12 protein-coding genes are annotated in these 18,955 nt (G+C 71.0%); 6 read left to right on the plus strand and 6 right to left on the minus strand.

From position 1 onward, the window contains the following. Positions 1-165: 165 nt before the first annotated feature. The 5 genes from ACQHII_RS12905 to ACQHII_RS12925 all read left to right on the plus strand — a co-directional run bounded on the left by ACQHII_RS12905 (position 166) and on the right by ACQHII_RS12925 (position 6,951). Entirely contained in the window at positions 166-828 is a 663-nt protein-coding gene (locus tag ACQHII_RS12905) for a response regulator transcription factor (protein WP_019073943.1), read from the plus strand. 144 nt (positions 829-972) lie between these two features. Next, positions 973-2,250, plus strand: coding sequence for an HRDC domain-containing protein (locus tag ACQHII_RS12910; protein WP_427919452.1), 1,278 nt, complete (start codon positions 973-975; stop codon positions 2,248-2,250). Positions 2,251-2,433: 183 nt separating this feature from the next. Beyond that, a complete protein-coding gene (locus ACQHII_RS12915) occupies positions 2,434-3,456 on the plus strand; it encodes a LacI family DNA-binding transcriptional regulator (RefSeq protein ID WP_427919453.1) in 1,023 nt (340 codons plus the stop codon). 142 nt (positions 3,457-3,598) lie between these two features. Further along, positions 3,599-4,816 carry a thiolase family protein gene (locus ACQHII_RS12920; RefSeq protein ID WP_427919454.1) on the plus strand — a complete coding sequence of 406 codons (1,218 nt, stop codon included), beginning with the start codon at positions 3,599-3,601 and terminating at the stop codon, positions 4,814-4,816. Further along, complete coding sequence (locus ACQHII_RS12925; RefSeq protein WP_427919455.1) at positions 4,813-6,951, plus strand: 3-hydroxyacyl-CoA dehydrogenase NAD-binding domain-containing protein; 2,139 nt, start codon at positions 4,813-4,815, stop codon at positions 6,949-6,951. The genes ACQHII_RS12920 and ACQHII_RS12925 overlap by 4 nt, the downstream gene beginning before the upstream one ends. Before the next feature lie 67 nt (positions 6,952-7,018). Here the strand turns inward: ACQHII_RS12925 and ACQHII_RS12930 are convergent, their stop codons facing one another. From ACQHII_RS12930 to galE, 5 genes are all read right to left on the minus strand, one after another. Next, on the minus strand, positions 7,019-11,518 hold the full coding sequence (locus ACQHII_RS12930) for a bifunctional glycosyltransferase/CDP-glycerol:glycerophosphate glycerophosphotransferase (protein ID WP_427919456.1): 4,500 nt from the start codon (positions 11,516-11,518) through the stop codon (positions 7,019-7,021). Continuing rightward, positions 11,518-12,717, minus strand: a complete 1,200-nt coding sequence (locus ACQHII_RS12935; protein ID WP_427919457.1) for a CDP-alcohol phosphatidyltransferase family protein — start codon at positions 12,715-12,717, stop codon at positions 11,518-11,520. Before ACQHII_RS12935 ends, ACQHII_RS12930 begins: the two co-directional genes overlap by 1 nt. Positions 12,718-12,944: 227 nt before the next feature. After that, on the minus strand, positions 12,945-14,504 hold the full coding sequence (locus tag ACQHII_RS12940; RefSeq protein ID WP_427919458.1) for a hypothetical protein: 1,560 nt from the start codon (positions 14,502-14,504) through the stop codon (positions 12,945-12,947). 28 nt (positions 14,505-14,532) lie between these two features. Further along, positions 14,533-15,648 (minus strand): hypothetical protein, encoded by a 1,116-nt coding sequence (locus ACQHII_RS12945; RefSeq protein WP_427919459.1) that lies wholly within the window; start codon positions 15,646-15,648, stop codon positions 14,533-14,535. Then, positions 15,648-16,634, minus strand: coding sequence for a UDP-glucose 4-epimerase GalE (gene galE, locus ACQHII_RS12950; protein ID WP_427919460.1), 987 nt, complete (start codon positions 16,632-16,634; stop codon positions 15,648-15,650). Before galE ends, ACQHII_RS12945 begins: the two co-directional genes overlap by 1 nt. A 187-nt stretch (positions 16,635-16,821) precedes the next feature. On the opposite strand from galE, the gene ACQHII_RS12955 reads away from it, so the two are divergent. After that, positions 16,822-17,931, plus strand: a complete 1,110-nt coding sequence (locus tag ACQHII_RS12955) for an LCP family protein (protein ID WP_427919461.1) — start codon at positions 16,822-16,824, stop codon at positions 17,929-17,931. A gap of 3 nt (positions 17,932-17,934) precedes the next feature. Here ACQHII_RS12955 and ACQHII_RS12960 read toward each other — a convergent pair whose 3' ends face one another. Then, positions 17,935-18,954: a hypothetical protein gene (locus ACQHII_RS12960; RefSeq protein ID WP_427919462.1), complete on the minus strand. Its 1,020-nt coding sequence runs from the start codon at positions 18,952-18,954 to the stop codon at positions 17,935-17,937. Position 18,955: the final 1 nt, after the last annotated feature.

The raw sequence follows: 18,955 nt of genomic DNA on the forward strand, positions 1-18,955 counted from the left end.
CGAGTGACCCCTCGAACGAACCGTTTCGTGCACCGAACGATCGACAGCGTGTCCGAATTGCACTGATTGCTACTCACTAAATCGTGATCTTTCTCTAAAGGACCGCGGGTTTGCTGCCGAAGACGACTGTGACCTTGAAAGTCGTCCCACACCCCAGGAGGCCTGGTGTCCGTTCTCCTCGAGCAGCCCGCAAGCCTGGTCGCCTACCGCCCGAACAAGCCGACCGCCATGGTGGTCGTGGCCGACCCGCGCGTCCGCTCCACCGTCACCCGCCACCTGTGGGCGCTCGGTGTGCGCGACGTCATCGAGGCCTCGTCCGTCGCGGAGGCTCGTCCCCGCATCGGCAACCCCCGCGACATCTGTGTGGCAGACGTCCACCTTCCCGACGGCTCCGGACTCACCCTGCTCTCTGAGACCAGAGCCGCAGGCTGGCCCAACGGCCTGGCCCTGTCCGCCGCCGACGACATCGGTGCCGTGCGCAACGCCCTCGCGGGCGGCGTCAAGGGCTACGTCGTCACCGGCACCCGCACCAACGTCGGGCTCCCCACCCGACCCGGCGCCGCTCCCATCGGCTCCGCCGCCGCCCGTATGCACCGCCGCCCCCCGGGTGCCCCGAGCCACCCGGGCGGCTACCGCGAACTGTCCGGCCGTGAGGTCGAGGTCCTCCGTCTGGTCGCGGAGGGCCAGTCGAACAAGGCGATCGGCGTCTCCATGGGCCTGTCCGCACTGACCGTCAAGAGCCACCTCGCCCGCATCGCCCGCAAGCTCGGCACGGGCGACCGCGCCGGCATGGTCGCGGTGGCCCTGCGCACCGGAATCATCCACTGACCCTGTCCCGGAACCACGTCCTCCACTCCCCTGCCGAGCCGTGAACCGGATCTTTCACTTACCTGACTGGTTTACGACCCCCAGACGCCCGTCGACGGAACGTTCCGTCGGCGGGCGTTGTCCATACCCGGATACCCTTGACACGTGACCGACGCCCAAGAAACCGCAGCAGACAGCTCACTGCGAACCACCGGAGGCGCCCCTCCGGACGACGTCGAAACGGCGCCGATCCCCTTGCTCGAACCCCGGGAGGGCATTCCGCCCGTGATCGCCGACGAGGACGCCCTCGCCGAGGCGATCGCGGCCTTCGCCGCCGGCACGGGCCCCCTCGCCGTCGACGCCGAGCGCGCGTCCGGCTACCGCTACGGACAGCGCGCCTACCTGGTGCAGCTGCGCCGGGAAGGCGCGGGCACCGCGCTGATCGACCCGGTCGCCTGCCCCGACCTGTCGGGCCTGGGCGAGGCCGTCTCCGGAGTCGAGTGGGTGCTGCACGCCGCCACCCAGGACCTGCCGTGCCTGCGGGAGATAGGCATGGTGCCGACGCGGCTCTTCGACACCGAGCTGGCGGGTCGGCTCGCCGGATTCCCGCGGGTCGGCCTGGGCGCGATGGTGGAGAACGTCCTCGGTTTCGTCCTGGAGAAGGGGCACTCCGCCGTCGACTGGTCCACCCGCCCGCTGCCCGAGCCGTGGCTGCGGTACGCGGCCCTGGACGTGGAGCTCCTCGTCGACCTGCGGGACGCCCTGGAGAAGGAGCTGGACCGGCAGGGCAAGCTGGAGTGGGCCCGCCAGGAGTTCGACGCGATCGCGGCGGCACCGCCCGCCGAGCCCCGCAAGGACCCGTGGCGCCGTACGTCCGGGATGCACAAGGTACGGCGGCGCCGGCAGCTCGGTGTCGTCCGCGAGCTGTGGCAGACGCGGGACCGGATCGCGCAGCGGCGGGACGTGTCGCCGGGCAAGGTGCTGTCCGACGCGGCAATCGTGGAGGCCGCGCTGTCGCTTCCCGCGGATGTGCAGGCGCTGGCCGCGTTGAACGGGTTCGGGCACCGGATGGGGCGGCGGCAGCTGGAGCAGTGGCAGGCGGCGGTCGATCGGGCCAAGGCCCTTCCCGACTCCGCGCTGCCGCAGCCCGGGCAGCCGGTCACCGGGCCGCCGCCGCCCCGGGCCTGGGCGGACAAGGATCCCGAGGCCGCGGCTCGGTTGTCCGCGGCGCGCGCTGCGGTTTCCGCGGTTGCCGAGGGGCTCAACATGCCTCAGGAGAACCTGATCACTCCGGACACGGTTCGGCGGGTTTGCTGGGAGCCGCCGAAGAGCGTGGATGTTGAGTCCGTGGGTGCGGCGCTCGCCGGGTATGGGGCTCGGCCCTGGCAGGTGGAGCAGGTGGCGCCTGTTTTGGTGGAGGCTTTGTCCGCGAAAGCGCCGTAGCGGCTGTTGTTGTGTGGCGGGTGCGGGTCGGTTGTGACTGGTCGCGCCCGCGCGGCGGAGCCGCACATCGATGCAGCCCCGCGCCCCTGAAAGCCTGAAGCTGAAGCGGCTATATCGCGCCAAGATCCTTGAAGTCTGCGAACGGGTCACACGCGGCGGAAGCTGCTGCGAGACTCCCCCTCGATGAGCACAACTCGCGTCACCATCAAGGACGTTGCCGCCCGCGCCGGTGTGTCCAAGGGGGCGGTGTCGCTCGCCTTCAATCGCAAGCCGGGGTTGTCGGACGCGACGCGGGAGCGGATCTTCGGGGCCGCGCGGGAGCTGGGGTGGGCGCCCCATCCCACCGCGCGGTCGCTGGCCGGGGCGCGGGTGGATGTCGTAGGGCTGGCTGTGTGTCGGCCGGCGCGGCTGCTCGGGCTGGAGCCGTTCTACCTGGAGTTCGTGGCCGGGGTGGAGAGTGTGCTGGTCGAGCACTCCTGTGCGCTGCTGCTGCGGCTTGTGCGGAGTGCGGAGGACGAGGTCGGGCTTCAGGAGTCGTGGTGGCGGGCCCGGCAGGTCGGCGGGTCGATACTCGTGGATTTCCGGGCCGACGATCCCCGGGTCGAGGTGGTGCGGCGGCTGGGGCTGCCGGTGGTGGCCGTGGGGCATCCGTCGTTGACCGGAGGGCTCACCTCGGTGTGGACCGACGATGCCGGCGCCGTGACCGAGGCGGTGCGGTATCTGGCCGGACTCGGGCATCGGCGGATCGCGCGAGTCGGTGGGGTGGCGGCGCTCACGGCGATCCGGACCGCCGCCTTCGGTGCGGCGGCTCGGGCGTTGGGGCTGTCCGGGGCCCGGCAGCTGGCCACCGATCGGTCGGGGGAGGCGGGGGCGCGGGCCACGCGGTCGCTGCTGACGGGGGCGGCGGCGGAGCGGCCGACGGCCATCGTGTACGACAACGACGTCATGGCGGTGGCGGGGCTCGCGGTCGCCGCCGAGCTGGGGCTCGCCGTGCCGGCCGATGTGTCGGTGCTGGCCTGGGACGACTCCGAGTTGTGCCGGATCACGTATCCGACGCTCTCCGCGATGAGCCATGATGTGCACGGATTCGGCGCGGACGCGGCACGGACGCTGTTCGGGGTGATCACCGGGGAGGGTTCCGGTTCGCACCCCGTGCCCGCTCCGGTGCTGACCCCGCGGGGGTCGACCGGACCGCCCGGGGCGTGATCGCGAGGGTTCCGGGGTGTGACGTTCGCCGCTTGGGGCTCCGGGACTGGGCAGCCTGGTTACTCACAAGTAGCATGGTTCCTGAGCGCGCGCTCAGCGCATCGCAGCAGTGCAGATCCCGCACCCTGGAGGAGAGCCAATCGTGCCTCGTACCGTCAGGGACGTCGTCTTCGTAGACGGCGTCCGTACCCCGTTCGGCAAGGCGGGCCCGAAGGGCATCTACCACGAGACCCGGGCCGACGACCTCGTCGTGAAGGCCATCCGGGAGCTGCTGCGCCGCAACCCCGGTCTGGACCCCGCGAAGATCGACGAGGTCGCGATCGCCGCGACCACGCAGATCGGTGACCAGGGGCTGACCCTGGGGCGGACCGCGGGCATTCTCGCCGGGCTGCCGCAGTCGGTGCCCGGTTACTCGATCGACCGCATGTGCGCGGGCGCGCTGACCGCCGTCACGACCACCGCGGGCTCCATCGCCTTCGGTGCCTACGACGCCGTCATCGCCGGTGGTGTCGAGCACATGGGCCGCCACCCCATGGGCGAGGGCGTGGACCCGAACCCGCGGTTCGTGAGCGAGAAGCTGGTCGACGACTCCGCGCTGTTCATGGGCATGACGGCGGAGAACCTGCACGACCGCTACCCGCACATCACCAAGCTGCGCGCCGACGAGTACGCGGTGCGCTCGCAGGAGAAGGCCGCCAAGGCGTACGCCAACGGCAAGATCCAGCAGGACCTGGTGCCGATCTCGGTGCGCAACACCAACGAGCAGGTGGGCGAGACCGGTTGGGGTCTGGTCACCGCCGACGAGCCGATGCGTCCGGGGACCACCCTGGAGAACCTGGCCGGGCTCAAGACGCCGTTCCGGGTGCACGGCCGGGTCACCGCGGGCAACGCGGCCGGTCTCAACGACGGTGCCACCGCGTCGATCATCGCCAGCGAGGACTTCGCGCGCGAGAACAACCTGCCGGTCAAGATGCGGCTCGTGTCGTACGCCTTCGCGGGCGTCGAGCCGGAGGTCATGGGCTACGGCCCGATCCCCGCCACCGAGAAGGCGCTCGCCAAGGCGGGCCTCGGCATCGGTGACATCGGCCTCTTCGAGGTCAACGAGGCCTTCGCCGTACAGGTGTTGGCCTTCCTCGACCACTACGGCATCGCGGACGACGACGAGCGCGTCAACCAGTACGGCGGCGCGATCGCCTTCGGTCACCCGCTCGCTTCCTCGGGCGTCCGCCTGATGACGCAGCTGGCCCGCCAGTTCGAGGAGCAGCCGGGCGTCCGCTACGGCCTGACGACGATGTGCGTCGGCTTCGGCATGGGCGCGACGGTCATCTGGGAGAACCCGCACTTCGAGGGGGACAAGTGAGCACCACCACCGAGCTTCTGAAGGGTGCGGCCGAGCTGTTCCCGGACGAGGTCGTGACGTCCGCGCACGTCCGCCACCTCGAACTGCCGTACGGCGCCGGGCGGTTCGCGCTCATCACGCTGGACAACGGCTTCGACCACACCAAGCCGACCACCTTCGGCCCGGCCTCGCTGGCGAACCTGAACACCGCCATCGACCAGGTCGAGAAGGAGGCGGCGGCCGGCGAGATCGTCGGTGTCGGCATCACCGGCAAGCCGTTCGTCTTCGCCGTCGGCGCGGACCTGAAGGGCGTGGAGCTCCTCAAGAACCACGACGACGCGCTCGCCATCGGCAAGGGCGGCCACGAGGTCTTCAAGCGCCTCGCGGACATCGCGGTACCGACCTTCACGTACTACAACGGCGCGGCCATGGGCGGTGGCGTCGAGGTCGGTCTGCACTGCGAGTACCGCACGGTGTCGAAGCACATCGCGGCGTTCTCCCTGCCCGAGGTCTTCCTCGGTCTGGTCCCGGGCTGGGGCGGCTGCACGCTGCTGCCGAACCTGATCGGCGCCGAGAAGGCCGTCTCGGTGATCATCGAGAACAGCCTGAACCAGAACAAGCAGCTCAAAGGCCAGCAGGTCTTCGACCTCGGGATCGCGGACGCGCTCTTCGAGGGCGCGGACTTCCTTGAGCAGTCGCTGATCTGGACGGCGAACGTCCTCAAGGGCGACATCAAGGTCGAGCGTCCGGCGATCGACCGCGGCGAGGCCTGGGACCAGGCCGTCGCCAAGGGCCGGCTCGTCGCGGACTCCAAGGTGCACGGCGCGGCCCCGGCCGCCTACCGTGCGCTCGACATCATCGAGGCCTCGAAGAACGGCGACCTCCAGCAGGGTTACGACGCCGAGGACCTGGCGCTCGCCGACCTCATCATGGGTGGCGAACTCCGCGCCGGCATCTACGCGTTCAACCTCGTGCAGAAGCGCGGCAAGCGTCCGGCGGGCGCGCCCGACAAGTCGCTGGCCCGTCCGGTCACCAAGGTGGGTGTGGTCGGCGCCGGTCTGATGGCCTCGCAGCTCGCCCTGCTCTTCCTGCGCCGCCTCGAAGTGCCGGTCGTCCTCACGGACATCGACCAGGAGCGCGTCGACAAGGGTGTGGGCTACGTCCACGCCGAGATCGACAAGCTGCTGTCGAAGTCCCGTATCAACCAGGACAAGGCCAACCGCCTCAAGGCCCTGGTCACCGGTGTACTGGACAAGGCCGAGGGCTTCTCCGACGCCGACTTCATCATCGAGGCCGTCTTCGAGGAGATCGGCGTCAAGCAGCAGGTGTTCGCGGAGGTCGAGGCGGTCGCCCCGGCACACGCGATCCTCGCCACCAACACCTCGTCGCTGTCCGTCTCCGAGATGGCGTCGAAGCTGAAGAACCCCGAGCGGGTCGTCGGCTTCCACTTCTTCAACCCCGTCGCGATCCTTCCCCTGTTGGAGATCGTGCGCGGCGAGCAGACGGACGACGCCTCGCTCGCGACCGCTTTCGCGGTGGCCAAGAAGCTGAAGAAGACAGCGGTGTTGGTGAAGGACGCCCCGGCGTTCGTCGTCAACCGCATCCTCACCCGCTTCATGGGCGAGATCCAGAACGTCATCGACGAGGGCACCCCGGTCGCGGTCGCCGAGAAGGCCGTAGAGCCGCTCGGTCTGCCCATGTCCCCGCTGGTGCTCCTGGAGTTGGTCGGTCCGGCCATTGGTCTGCATGTCTCGGAGACCCTCAACCGGGCCTTCCCGGACCGCTTCACGGTCTCCCCGAACCTCGCGGCCGTCGTCAAGGCGGGCAAGCGCGGCTTCTACGTCTACTCCGCCGAGAACGGCTTCAAGCCCGAACTCGACCCCGAGGTCGCCGCGTTGCTCCAGCAGGGCGACTCCGTGCTGACCGAGGAGCAGGTGCGGGACCGGGTCCTGGACGCGGTGGCGCAGGAGATCGGGCTCATGCTCGACGAGGGCGTCGTCGCCGAGGCGCAGGACATCGACCTGTGCCTGATCACGGGCGCCGGCTGGCCCTTCCACCTGGGCGGCATCACGCCGTACCTGGACCGCGAGGGCGTCTCGGCGCGGGTGAACGGCAAGCCGTTCCTGGCGCCGGGTGTGGCGAGCGTTCCGGCGTAACTCCCGTCGTACGTACGTGAAGAGGGCCTCCGCTTTCGGGCGGGGGCCCTCTTCCGTTCCGTGGACTTCAGGCCGCGTCGATCCAGCGGGAAGCGGCCGGGAGGGCGCCCACCGGTCCCGCGGGGGCGAGTTGGGCCGCGGAGGCGGTGCCCAGGGCGTCGATGGCCTCGAAGACGCGCTGGCAGTTGCCGCCGCCGCGGTGCACGAAGAACTCCTCGACCCGGTACCGGTGTTGGGGTTCGACGGTGAAGCCCCGGCGGATGGCCGCGATGATCTCGTCGACGGCCTGGTCGACGGTCCGGCAGACCGGGCCGAAGCCGTCCTCGGCGAGGTTGAAGTAGCCGCGCTTGTAGTGCCGTCCGTAGAAGTCCTCCTCGTCGAAGGGGACATAGACGAGCGGGATGCCCATGTAGGCCACGTCGAAGAACACCGAGGAGTAGTCGGTGACCATCAACGAGCACTCCTTCATGGCCTGTTGGACATTGCGGGTCCGCGGGTCGGCGACCTCGACGGCGGGCGAGGAGAACTGGAACGTGTGGAGGTAGGGACGGATCTCGTAGTGCGGGAAGAACTCCAGGTCGACGCCGAAGTGGTCGAGGGCGCGGCCGAGGCGGGGGTCGGAGAGCAGGGTCTTGTAGAAGCGGTAGTACTCGGACTGGGTGAAGCCGGTCTTCGCGGGGCCGGCCGACTTCTTGTAGGAGGCGGTGACGATCCACTGGCGCCAGGTCGGCATCAGCAGGATGCGCGGCTTGTCCCGGGGTTCGCGCTCAAGGGCGTCGAAGCGCGGGAAGCCGACGGGCTGGGCGCGGTCGCCGTAGCCGGCCTCCAGGGCCATGAAGTCGCGTTCCTGGCGGCCTGCGGTGACCAGCAGGTCGTAGCTCGCGATGCGCTGGTCGGCGCCGGAGGTGACGTCGTTGTAGGTCACGCCGTGCTGGAGGAACACCCTTTGGTACTTGACCAGTTCGCCGAAGCGGTGCAGGAAGAGCGCCTTCTTGTAGCCCTCGGGGACGAGATAGGACTCGGAGTCGTAGGAGCCGATCAGTTTGGTCGCGTGCAGCAGATACGTGCGGTGCTTGAAGGAGCCCAGCTTCAGGACGTTGCCGTACGGGGCGATCTTGGCGTGGTCGGCGGAGGACGGGTCGATGACGTAGTACGCCTTGCGGCGTCTGCGGTTCTCCCGGATCCATTTGAAGAAGTGGTACGAGTTGTCCTGCGCGGTGTCGGAGCGCTCGCCGATCAGCCAGATCTCCTTGCCGTTGAGGAAGGGATACGTCAGCCAGTAGGCGAGGCGCATGCGCCAGCCGGGGTTGCGGGTGCGCAGGATGCGCAGTTCGCGGCCCGCCCGCCACATCGTGTGCCGGATGCGGGCGGCACGGCCGGCTCCGACAAGTCGTAGGTGCAGGGCGTCCTGGGCGCCGATCGTGAGCATGTACGGGTGGCGGCCGACCTTGCCCGGGCCCTTGAGGCGGTGCAGGGCGAGGCGGGCCTTCATGATCACGTTGCGGTGGCGGGTGCCGTCGGCGCGGTGCACGCGCAGCCTGAAGTCGCCGACGCCGAAGCCGCTTTCGGCGAGTTTCGCGGCGGGGATCTCCGCGTACCAGCCGGCGTACAGGTCGCGTTCGCCGCGGGCGTTGTAGAGGTCGCGGCGGTAGACCTGGGTGAGCGGCACGGTGATCTTGGTGTCGCGGACCTGGTGGACGAGTTCCAGGCGGTTGCCCATCGGGCCGCTCAGGTCCAGGCCCGGGAAGGACATACAGCCCTCCAGGACGAGGACGTCGTCGCGGGTGCGGACGCTCTCGACGACCACGTTGGGGTCCTTCACGCGGGCCGCGCTGCTCGGCAGTGTCCCGCCGGGGAAGGTGCGGTAGAAGCCGTCGTCGTCGACGTCGACCACCGGCGGGGCGGCGGCGAGTGCGGGCTCCGGGTCGCAGAACAGCGGGAAGTTGGCGGTCTTGGCCGCGTAGTGGTCGAGCTGCTGGGCGGGGCTGGTGACGAACTCGGTGAGGACGTCGTCGGGGATCTGCGCGTAGTGCCGGTGCAGGTCCGGGAACATCTCGGCGAGTTGCGAACGGCCCATCACATTGCGGGCGTTGCAGAGGAAGCCCTTGTAGGTGCGGGTGGCGTAGCGCTGGAACATGCGGCGGATCTCGGGGCGTTCGCCGGCGCCGAGGTCCAACAGGAAGTGGTTCAGGCGCAGATGGTCCCGGTAGTTGGCGGGCTTGCTCCACAGCGAGTCCATGATGGACGAGCCGTCGGGGCGGCCCCGGTACCAGTAGACGGGCCGGTCGACGATGCTGAGCGCGTTGGCACGCAGCATCGCGGGCAGGGTGAGCCAGGCGTCCTCGAAGTGCACGCCCTCGCCGAAACGCAGGCCGAGGCGGCGCAGCAGGGCGGTGGAGAAGAGCTTGTTGCAGGCCGAGCCGCTGAAGATCATGTCGGGGATCTCGGCGAAGTCCGTGACCAGGCGGTCGCCGTGGCCGAAGTACTCCTTCCACGGGCCGTAGGGCCGGTCGGGGAAGTTGACCAGGTCGCCCATGACGACCTCGGAGCCGTCGCGGTGGGCGGCCTCGACCAGGGCGGCGAGGGCGTCCTCGCCGAGGATGTCGTCGGAGTCGAGGAAGGTGACGTAGGGGGCGAGGACCTGGTCGAGGCCGGTGTTGCGGGCGTTGCCGAGGCCGCCGTTGCGCTGGTGGACGACGGTGACGTTGGCGTAGAAGCGGGCGAAGCGTTCCAGCATCCGGGGCGTCTCGTCGGTCGAGCCGTCGTTCACCAGGATGATCTGGGTGGTGGCGAAGCCGCGCTGGGCGGCGAGGGAGGCCAGGCAGTCGTCGAGGTACTTGGCCACGTTGTAGCAGGGGACGACGACCGCGAGGTCGAAGGGGGCGGTGAGCTGCCGTACCGGTGGGTGGATCCGGTCGCGCCACCACATCCAGGGGGCGTTCGGGTCGTTCTGCTCGGTCTCGAAGGTGCGGCGGCCCGCGGTGGCGGAGCGCAGGGCGAGGTTGCCGCTGACGGTGCGGTAGCCCTCGTACTGCTCGCCGTCCCGGTCGAAGGTGAGGCCCTCCAGGGCGATGTCGCGGACGTTCAGCGCGGAGCGGGAGCGGCTGCGGTTCCATTCGACGACGACCGAGACGTTCCACACGGTGCTGTCGGCGAGGTCGTCGCCGAGCAGCCGGACCAGGTCGGCGGTGCCCTCGAAGGTCACCAGGCGCTCGCCGACCGAGACCTCGGAGACCGGCACCAGGACGTCCTTCTTGGTGTGCCGGTTGCGGACGGCCAGGGAGAGGGAGACGGAGTCGGCGGCGGTGATCCGGCCGAAGCGGTTGACGAGTTCGCCGGTGTACGTCAGCTCGGTGCCCGCCACCCGCCAGGTGTCGAGCTGGGCGAAGAGCGGGAGCTGGGTCACCGGGGCGGCGGCCAGGCCGAGTTCGGTGACGTCGAGCATGCGGCGGGCGTCGGGCAGGTGCAGATGGTCGGCGGACCAGTAGACCCGGCCGTCCTCCTCCATCAGGTGGGAGGAGAACACGCTCTTGCGCTGGGTGTAGTCCAGCGTGGTGAGGGCGGCCTCGATCTCCTCGTACATCAGGAAGTAGGCGCGCACCCGGTCGACCGGGCCGCACAGGTCGAAGGCCTCCTCACCGAGGGAGAAGAGGTAGGAGCTGACGAGGTCGGCGAAGCCCTGCTGGAAGTCGGCGTCGCCCTCGGCCAGTGCGCGCATGTACAGACGCAGGTCGTGGGTGAGGAACTTGGCGTCCTTGCGGACCTTGAGCTGCCACAGGCCGCGCTCCAGCAGGAAGGCGTCGGTGGCCCGGTGGACCGCGATCCGGTCGCCGATGCTGCGCAGTTCGCCGGTGCGGCCGGTGATGGAGGTGCCGCCCTCGGGCTCCCACATCCAGCGGTAGACGGGCTCGGTGAGGACGGTGATGCCCCGGGCGAGACAGCCGGCGACGGTGGAGAAGTAGGTGTCCTCGTAGAACACGCCCTCGGGGAACCACACTCCGGAGGAGCGCAGGAACTCCACGCTGTAGAGCTTGGCTGCGGCGATCGGGTCGGAGAGCAGGAGCGGGAACTCCTCCAGGCCGGGGACCGTGCGCGCCATCGCGTAGACCTCGGGCGCCCAGGGCTCGGCGTCGCCGGTGGTCCGGTTGACGCGCAGTGCCTTGCCTGCGGTGATGTCGCTGCCGGTCTCCAGGGCGGAGGCGACCAGCCGTTCGCAGGCGCGGGGCGGGAGTTCGTCGTCCGCGTCGAGGAACATCACCCAGCGGCCGGCGGCCTGGGCGATGCCCCAGTTGCGCGGAGCGCCGACGCCGCCGCTGTTCTGCCTGCGGCGCAGCACGCGCACGCGGGGGTCGGTGCCCGCGAAGTTGGCGACGACCTCGACGGTGCCGTCGGTGGAGGCGTCGTCGACGACGATCACCTCGACCGGTTCGTAGGTCTGGTTCAGGGCCGACTGGAGGGCCTTGCCGATCGTGGTGGCCGCGTTGTACGCGGGGATGACCACGGTGACCCAGAGGTTGTCGCCGTCGTACGTCCGCTGCGTCGGGTGGTGTCCCGCGCCTGCTCTCATCAGGGGTTCTCCCGGACTCCCGGCACCGGCCGCCCGTACTGGCGGATCGGCATGGTGTCGCCGTGCGGCCGGGGGATGTGCGCGAGCCCGTGGGTCGGTTCGGAAACGTCGGACGCGTGGGGGGTGTTGGGGCGGGGGTAGGGCTGGAAGAAGGGGTCCTCCTCCGGTCCGGGCGCCCGGTAGCGCTCGTCGGCGAGCAGGGCCTCCTGCTCGGCGCGGCGCTGGCGGTGGCGGCCCCGGTGCAGCTGCGGGGCGATGGTGCCGCCCGGGTCCGCGTCGGGGTTCAGCTCCTCCATGACCCGGGTGAAGTCACGGGTGGAGAGCCAGAACTTGTACATGATGACGAGCTCGAAGGCGACCAGCAGACCGGCCGAGACCGCGGTGGTCATAAGGATCTCGCCGATCAGCGGGCCCACGATGAAGACGAACATCTGGAACTCGATGCCGCTGATCAGGTGCGGGCGCACCCTTGTGCGCAGCATCGCCCGGCGGATCCGGGTGTACCAGGGGAACTGGCCGCGGAACTGCTCGTGCAGGTCGACCACGTTCGAGGCGCCGGCCTCCGCGCGCAGGTCCTCGGTGGAGGTGTGCGGGTTCTCCCGCAGCAGGTCCTCCATGAAGACGACCTGCTTGTCCGCCGCGGCCTGCTCGGCCTCGCGCTCCGCCTGTTCGGCCTGGGCGCGGCTTCTGGTGACCTTCTCGATCTTGGTCCGCATCGACATGCGCATCTTGTAGATCTGGAGCGCGTCGACGTAGCGCAGCATGTCGAGGAAGACCACGACCAGGGCGGCCACCAGGTAGCGCTCGTCGTCCTGGGGCAGGAACTGGCCGCCCATCAGGGCGAGGGCGCAGAACAGCACGCGGATGCGGTCGAAGACGTAGTCGAGCCAGCCGCCGAAGACGGTGCCGGTGCCCTTGAGGCGGGCGAGCTTGCCGTCGATGCAGTCGAGGATGAAGCTCAGGTGGTAGAGCAGCGCCCCGATGATCAGCGACTGGCGGTCGCCCTTCAGGAAGAAGCCGCCGGCCGCGAGGCCGATGAACAGGGCGGCCCAGGTGACCCGGTTCGGGGTGATGAACCGGAACCGGGCGACCACGAGCAGCAGTCGGGTGGCGACGGGGTCGACGAGGAAGACCGTCCACCAGGCGTCTCGTTTCTTGCAGGTCAGTTTCTGGACAGCCCGCAGCGAAAGCCTGGCCATGGCCCCCCGTCATTCCTTGATCGGATCCACTAATCGCTTCACAGTTCAATCACATGAGCGACCCGAACTTTAACAACCCTTCACCTAAGAGTCGACGCGCGTTGACCTGCGATTGACCGCGACTTTGATCACAGTCGGCCCGCACAACCTTTTGCGATCTTCACAGCGGAGAACCAGGATCCGCGCCTGGTGACGCCTTCCTGCGCCCTTGTGTTCGCTGGGTGAAATCAAGCCACGGGCCGCCAGTCGCCCAGGGCGAGACCGTCCCGGTTCTCGTCCCGGCGCGCGACCAGCAGCCGTCCGCCGGGCAGCCGGACCGCCACGGCGAGCCGCCGCTCCCGGCTCACGGCCGCGGCGGGAGTGCCGTACGACGGTGCTCCGGTGTCCTGCCACCACACCCCCGTGTCGGGCCGGGCGGCCGGGTGGGCGCCCAGCGCGCAGCCGCCGTCCGCGCTCCGGCCGAGGAGCACGGAGTAGCCCCAGCCCGCCAGTTCGACGCCCCGGGCCGTGGCCGTGGGGCCGTCGGCCCCGGTGTCCGGCGCCGGGTCGTCGAGCGGGTACGCGGCCGGGGCGCCCGGCCGCCAGAAGCAGGTGCGGCCGGTGCGGGCCTCGCGGAACAGGACCGCGCCCGGCTCGGCGGCCGGCGCCAGACTGCCCGGACGTGCGGCGAACGGGAGCGTCCGGTCCTCGGTCCAGGCCCCGCCGGGTCCCGGGTACCAGCGCACCACGGCCCCGGTGTCCCGGGCCCGGGCGAACAGTTCGACCCCGCCGTGCTCGCCGGTCACCGCCACCAGTTCGTCGGCGACCCGCAGTCCGCTCAGGTGCTGCCACGGGGTCCAGGTGCCGTCGCCCGACCGGCGGCGGTGGCTGACGCTGTGCCCGAAGTTGCGCACGAACACGAAGAGGTCACCGGCCGCGTCGAACGCCGCGGCGGGAAAGCCGAGTTCACGTCCCTTGCGCCAGGCCGCCGTGTTGGGACCGCCGAGCGCGAGCCAGGGTGTGAGGGGGCGGCCGGTGCGGTACTGGGCCGCGTGCACGACCTCCACGTCCACCCCGCCGTCGGCGCGCGCGGTCCTGCGCAGCGCGAGGAGATGCGGCAGCCCGTGCGGGTCGCGGATCACCAGCAGCCCCGGCAACAGCCCCTGCCCTTCGAGGAGTTCGGGTCCGCGCCAGCGTCCGCCCGGTGTCTCCTCGTACCAGCGCACCACGCCGGCCGCCGTCGGCAGGAAGGCGGTGAGCCGGCCGTCGAAGCCTGCCGAGAGCCAGTTCACGGGCGCCGGGTGGCGCGGGCCGCCGTCCTCGCCGGGTCCCGGTGCCCGCTCGGCGCGCAGGCACTCGACGTACAACGGCCGTCCCGTCGCGGCCTGTTGGGCGCGCGCCGCGGCGAGGGCGAGGGCGGCGGTCTCGGCGTGCGCGTCCGGGACGCCGTAGGAGAGGGTGCCGGTCGTCTCGTCGAGGCCGGTGTGCACGGGGTCCGGGTCGAGGGTGTGCAGCCGGTCCGGGTCGATCGCGCGCAGCTCCGCCGCGAGCGCCGCCGAGGCGTCGCGGGCGTCGGCGTCCAGCACCCGGAGCCCGCCGTGCGTACGGCAGCCCCGGGCCTCGGCGGCGGCGAGCGCGCGGTCGAGCGCCGCCCGGCCGTCCTTGCCGCCCGGCCGCAGACAGACCACGGCGATCCGGGCGCCGGGTGCCGCCCGCTCCACCGGCGCCACCGCGTCGCGGGGTTCCGGTACGACGACGGCGACCACGTGGCCGCGGTCCTCCGGCGGCCGGGCGGCCTTGCGTGTCATGCCCTCACGTCCTTGTCGCGGTGACCGCTCACAGCGGTCTCCAGTCGCCCAGGGTCAGCCCCGGGCCGTCCAGTTGGCGGGCCAGCACGAGCCCGCGGTCCTCGGTCACGGCCAGCAGTACGACCCGGCCGTGACCGTCGCGGCCCAGCACGGGATCGCCTGCGCAGCCGGTACCGGCGTCGGTCCACCACACGCCGTTGTGCTCGTCCTCTGCGCCGCACACCCCGAGCACGACCCGGCCTCCGGTGTCACGGTGGGCGAGCACCGTACAGGGGTGGCCGTCGATCGTGGTGGCGAGCGCGGTGTGCCTGCCGTCGCCCGGGTTCCCGCCGACGGGCACCGGCCAGGCGCCGGGGCGTACGGCGACGACACCGCCGCCGACCAGGTCGGTCAGGTAGTACGTGACCCGGCCCGGCGAGGTCTCCACGCCGGTCGCGGAACCGGGCAGCGGGACCACGCCGAGATCCTGGCCGCGCTCCGGTTCCGCGCCCGGTCGCGGCTGACACCAGGTCAGGGCGCCGGTGCCGGTGGGGGCGAGGAGGTGCAGCTGCCCGGTGGAGGTGGCCACCGCCGCCGGGGTGTCCAGGACCGACGCGACCTTGAGGTCGCGCCAGGGTTCCCAGCGACCGCCCGCGCCTTCACGTCGTACGGCCAGATGGCCTTCGGCCGTGGGCGCGAGGATGTGCAGGGCGCCGGAGGTGTCGACGGCGGCGGTGGGGGTGCCCAGCTGGGCGGTGCGTTCCCGCTTGGCGTGCGGGTTGCCGACGGAGCGCCACTCGCTCAGCGGGCGGCCCGCCTGGTACTGGATCGCGTAGACCAGGTCGACGGCCGGGTGCGCGTCCCCGGTGCCCCGGACGCGGCGGCCGATGAGATGGGCGTAGCGGTTGGCGCCCTGGGCGACGGTGAGTTGGGTCACGCCCTTGACCGGCAGGACGTCCGGGCCGAGCCAGTCGGGGCCGCCGGGACGGCTCTCGGTCCAGCGCAGCACGGCGTCGTCGGTCTGCGCGTAGACGATCAGCCGGCCGTCGTGGCCGGTGAGCAGCCACGGTCCGGAGCGCACGCCGAGGTGTGCCGGGGTGCCGCCGAGGGGCCGGTCCGTGACGGCGCCGTCCACCACTGTGCCGGCCACCACCGTGCCGGCCATCAGCGGCGGGCCTCCGGGTGGCGGTGGCACCAGCCCGCCCAGGCCGAGGCGACCATCGCGCGGACGTCGTGGCGCGCGGTCCAGCCGAGTTCGGCGCGGACCCGGTCGGCCGAGGCGACGACCCGCGCCGGGTCGCCGGCCCGGCGGGGCGCGGTCACCGGCGCCGCCGCGGGGCCGTACCCGGTGACCTCGGCGATCAGCGTGATCATCTCGCGGACCGAAACCCCTTGTCCGCGGCCGATGTTGACCGTCAGGTCGCTGCCCGGCTCCCGCGCGGACAGCGCCCGCGCCGCGGCCAGGTGGGCGGAGGCGATGTCCTCGACGTGGACGAAGTCGCGTACGCAGGTGCCGTCGGGGGTGTCGTAGTCGTCGCCGAAGATCACCGGGGCGCCGCCGCGGGTCAGCTTCTCGAAGACCATCGGGACGAGGTTGGAGACGCCCGAGTCCGCGAGGTGTTCGTCGGCGGCTCCGGCGACGTTGAAGTAGCGCAGGCAGGCAGTGGTCATGCCGTGTGCCCGGCCGGCCGCGCGCACCAGCCACTCGCCGGCGAGCTTGGTCTCGCCGTAGGGGTTGACCGGGGCGCAGGGGGTGTTCTCCGTCACCAGGTCGACGTCGGGCATGCCGTACACGGCGGCCGAGGAGGAGAACAGGAAGTCCCGTACGCCGGTGTCGGCGGCGGCCTGCAACAGGGTCTGGAGGCCCTGGACGTTCTCGCGGTAGTAGTGCAGCGGCCGTTCGACCGACTCGCCGACCTGCTTCTTGGCCGCCAGGTGGACCACGCCGGTGACGCTCAGTTCGGACAGGGTGGTCCGCAGCAGTCCGGGGTCCAGCACCGTGCCCTTCACGAAGGGCACGTCGTCGGGGACGCGGGCGGGGTCGCCCGTCGAGAGGTCGTCGTAGACCGCGACGCGCTCACCTGCGGCGACCATCGCGCGGACGACGTGGAAGCCTATGAAGCCCGCACCGCCGGTTATCAGCCAAGTCATGGCGCGCATACTATTTCTTTGGCTGCTGTTTACAAATACATCACCGGTTGTGCATGATCGTGCGATCGTCCGCCCTTGGGGCGGGTTCGACCGGACAGCAGCACTGGGACCGGCCTCACCCCCCACCCGAGTCCTCACGCCACACCACCGCCCCACCGGGGCACGACCCACGAGGACTCGAAGCAGGATGAGCCATGTCTCGACGCCCCGGCACAGCGACACCGACGCGCCCGCGCGGCGCGGCGGCGGGCGAGGACGCAAACGCGGACGCACCGGCAAACGCCGTACCGGCCGCTGGATCCTGCTCTCGCTGGCCGTGCTGCTGCTCGCCGGAGCCGGTACCGCGTACTGGCTCTACAGCGGTATCGACGGCAACATCAAGGGCGTCGACATCGACAGGGCGATCGGCGACAACCGCCCGACAAAGCTGCCCACTTCGGGACAGAACATCCTGGTCCTGGGCTCCGACTCACGCGCCGGCGCCAACGCGGAGCTGAACACCGGCAAGGTCTCCGGGGCCCGTTCGGACACCGCGCTGGTGATGCACATACCCGAGGGCCGCAAGAAGGCCGTGGCGGTCAGCATCCCGCGCGACACCCTGGTGACCCGCCCCGAGTGCGTCAAGGCGAACGGCTCCACGGTCGCCTCCGCGAAGCGCGTGATGTTCAACTCCATCTACTCCCAGGTCGGTCCGGCCTGTGTGGTGAAGACCGTGGAGCAGCTGTCCGGGGTCCGCATGGACCACTACGTCGAGGTCGACTTCGCCGGCTTCAAGGACCTGGTGGACGCGATAGGCGGGGTGACCGTCACCGTCGACCAGGACATCCACGACAGCTCCAGTGGCCTGAATCTGACCAAGGGCACCCACAAGCTGGACGGCACGCGGTCTCTCCAGTTCGTCCGCACCCGGCACGGTGTCGGCGACGGCAGCGACCTCGGGCGGATAGGCCTCCAGCAGCAGTTCATGCTCGCGCTGCTCACCGAGATCAAGAAGCAGGACCTGCTGGGCAGTCCGGTCAAGGCCTACAGGATCGCCGACCAGCTGACCGCGGCGCTCACCACCGACTCCGGGCTCGCCTCGCTCACCAAGCTCGCGGAGTTCGGCCGCAGCCTCAACGGCGTCGACCCGTCAACCATGGAGACGATCATGCTGCCGGTGGCGTACGACAAGGCCGACCCGAACCGCGTGGTGGCCGCCGAGCCGCAGGCCTCGACGCTGTGGAAGGCGATCCGCAGTGACTCCACCATCCCCGACTCGGCGAAGAAGTCCCCGGCGACGGGCGGCAGTTCGTCCTGAGGGTCACACCTCCCGCCAGGCCTCCAGCGCCAGGCCCGGCTCGTCCTTCCGCCGGGTGAGAAGGAGTTGGCCGGTGGACGGGGACAACGTCGCGGCGGCGACCCGGTCGTTCTCGTCCAGAGCGAGCGAGACCTCGGCGTCCGCCGGGAGTTGGGGGCCCGACTCGGTCCACCAGGCGCCCGCCGACTCCTGCTCCGTGGGATACGCGGCGAACGCGACCCGGCCGCTGGCCGAGCGCTGGGCTAGCAACGTGCAGTCGTGGCCGTCGAGTTCGCAGCGGACGACGGAGACCGGACCGGGGCCCGCCGAGGGCAGCAGGGTGAGCGGCTTGCCGCCGGGGCGCCAGACGCAGAGGTCGCCGGAGTCGTCCGTGTAGTAGAGGGTGGTCGTCTCCGGGGAGGTGGCCAGCGCGCGGAGCGTGCCCGGTCTGATCCCGGCCTCCATCGCCTCCTCCAGGACCGGCTGCTCGCCCGGCTCCGGCTGGCGCCAGTGCAGGATCGCGCCGGGCACCGCCGCGTACAGCTCGACCCTGCCGGACTCCCCCGTCACCGCGGCCAGGTCCTCGTGGACGTCACTGCCCTTGAGGTCGCGCCAGGGATCCCAGCCGCCCTTCTCCCGCTGGGCCAGCATGCTCACCCCGCCCGCCCTGTTGCGCACGAAGAGATGGGCCCGCCCCTCCGCGTCGACCGCGACCGCCGGGACGCCGGTGCGGTCGCCCGTCCGGTCCGGGTGGCCGACCGGGGTCCAGTCGAGGGCGGTGAGCCGGGGCCGGAAGTGCGTGGAGTGGACCAGTCCGGATTCGCCGGGCACCGTGGGCCGCCAGGACACCAGGTGGGCGTAGCCGTCCGCGCCCTGCCCGATGCCGAGCAGCCCCGGGTGCAGCTTCTGGTCGCCGCCCACCGTGCGCGGGGCGCCCCAGAGGCCGTCGGGGCCGCGTTCGGCGCGGCACAGGACGGCGTCGCCCGAGGGCAGATAGACACTGAGCCGGCCGTCACGGCCGCGTAGGAGCCAGTCGCCGTTCACC

This window comes from Streptomyces sp. cg40 (genome assembly GCF_050320165.1).
GTDB classification, from domain to species: Bacteria; Actinomycetota; Actinomycetes; order Streptomycetales; family Streptomycetaceae; genus Streptomyces; species Streptomyces hokutonensis.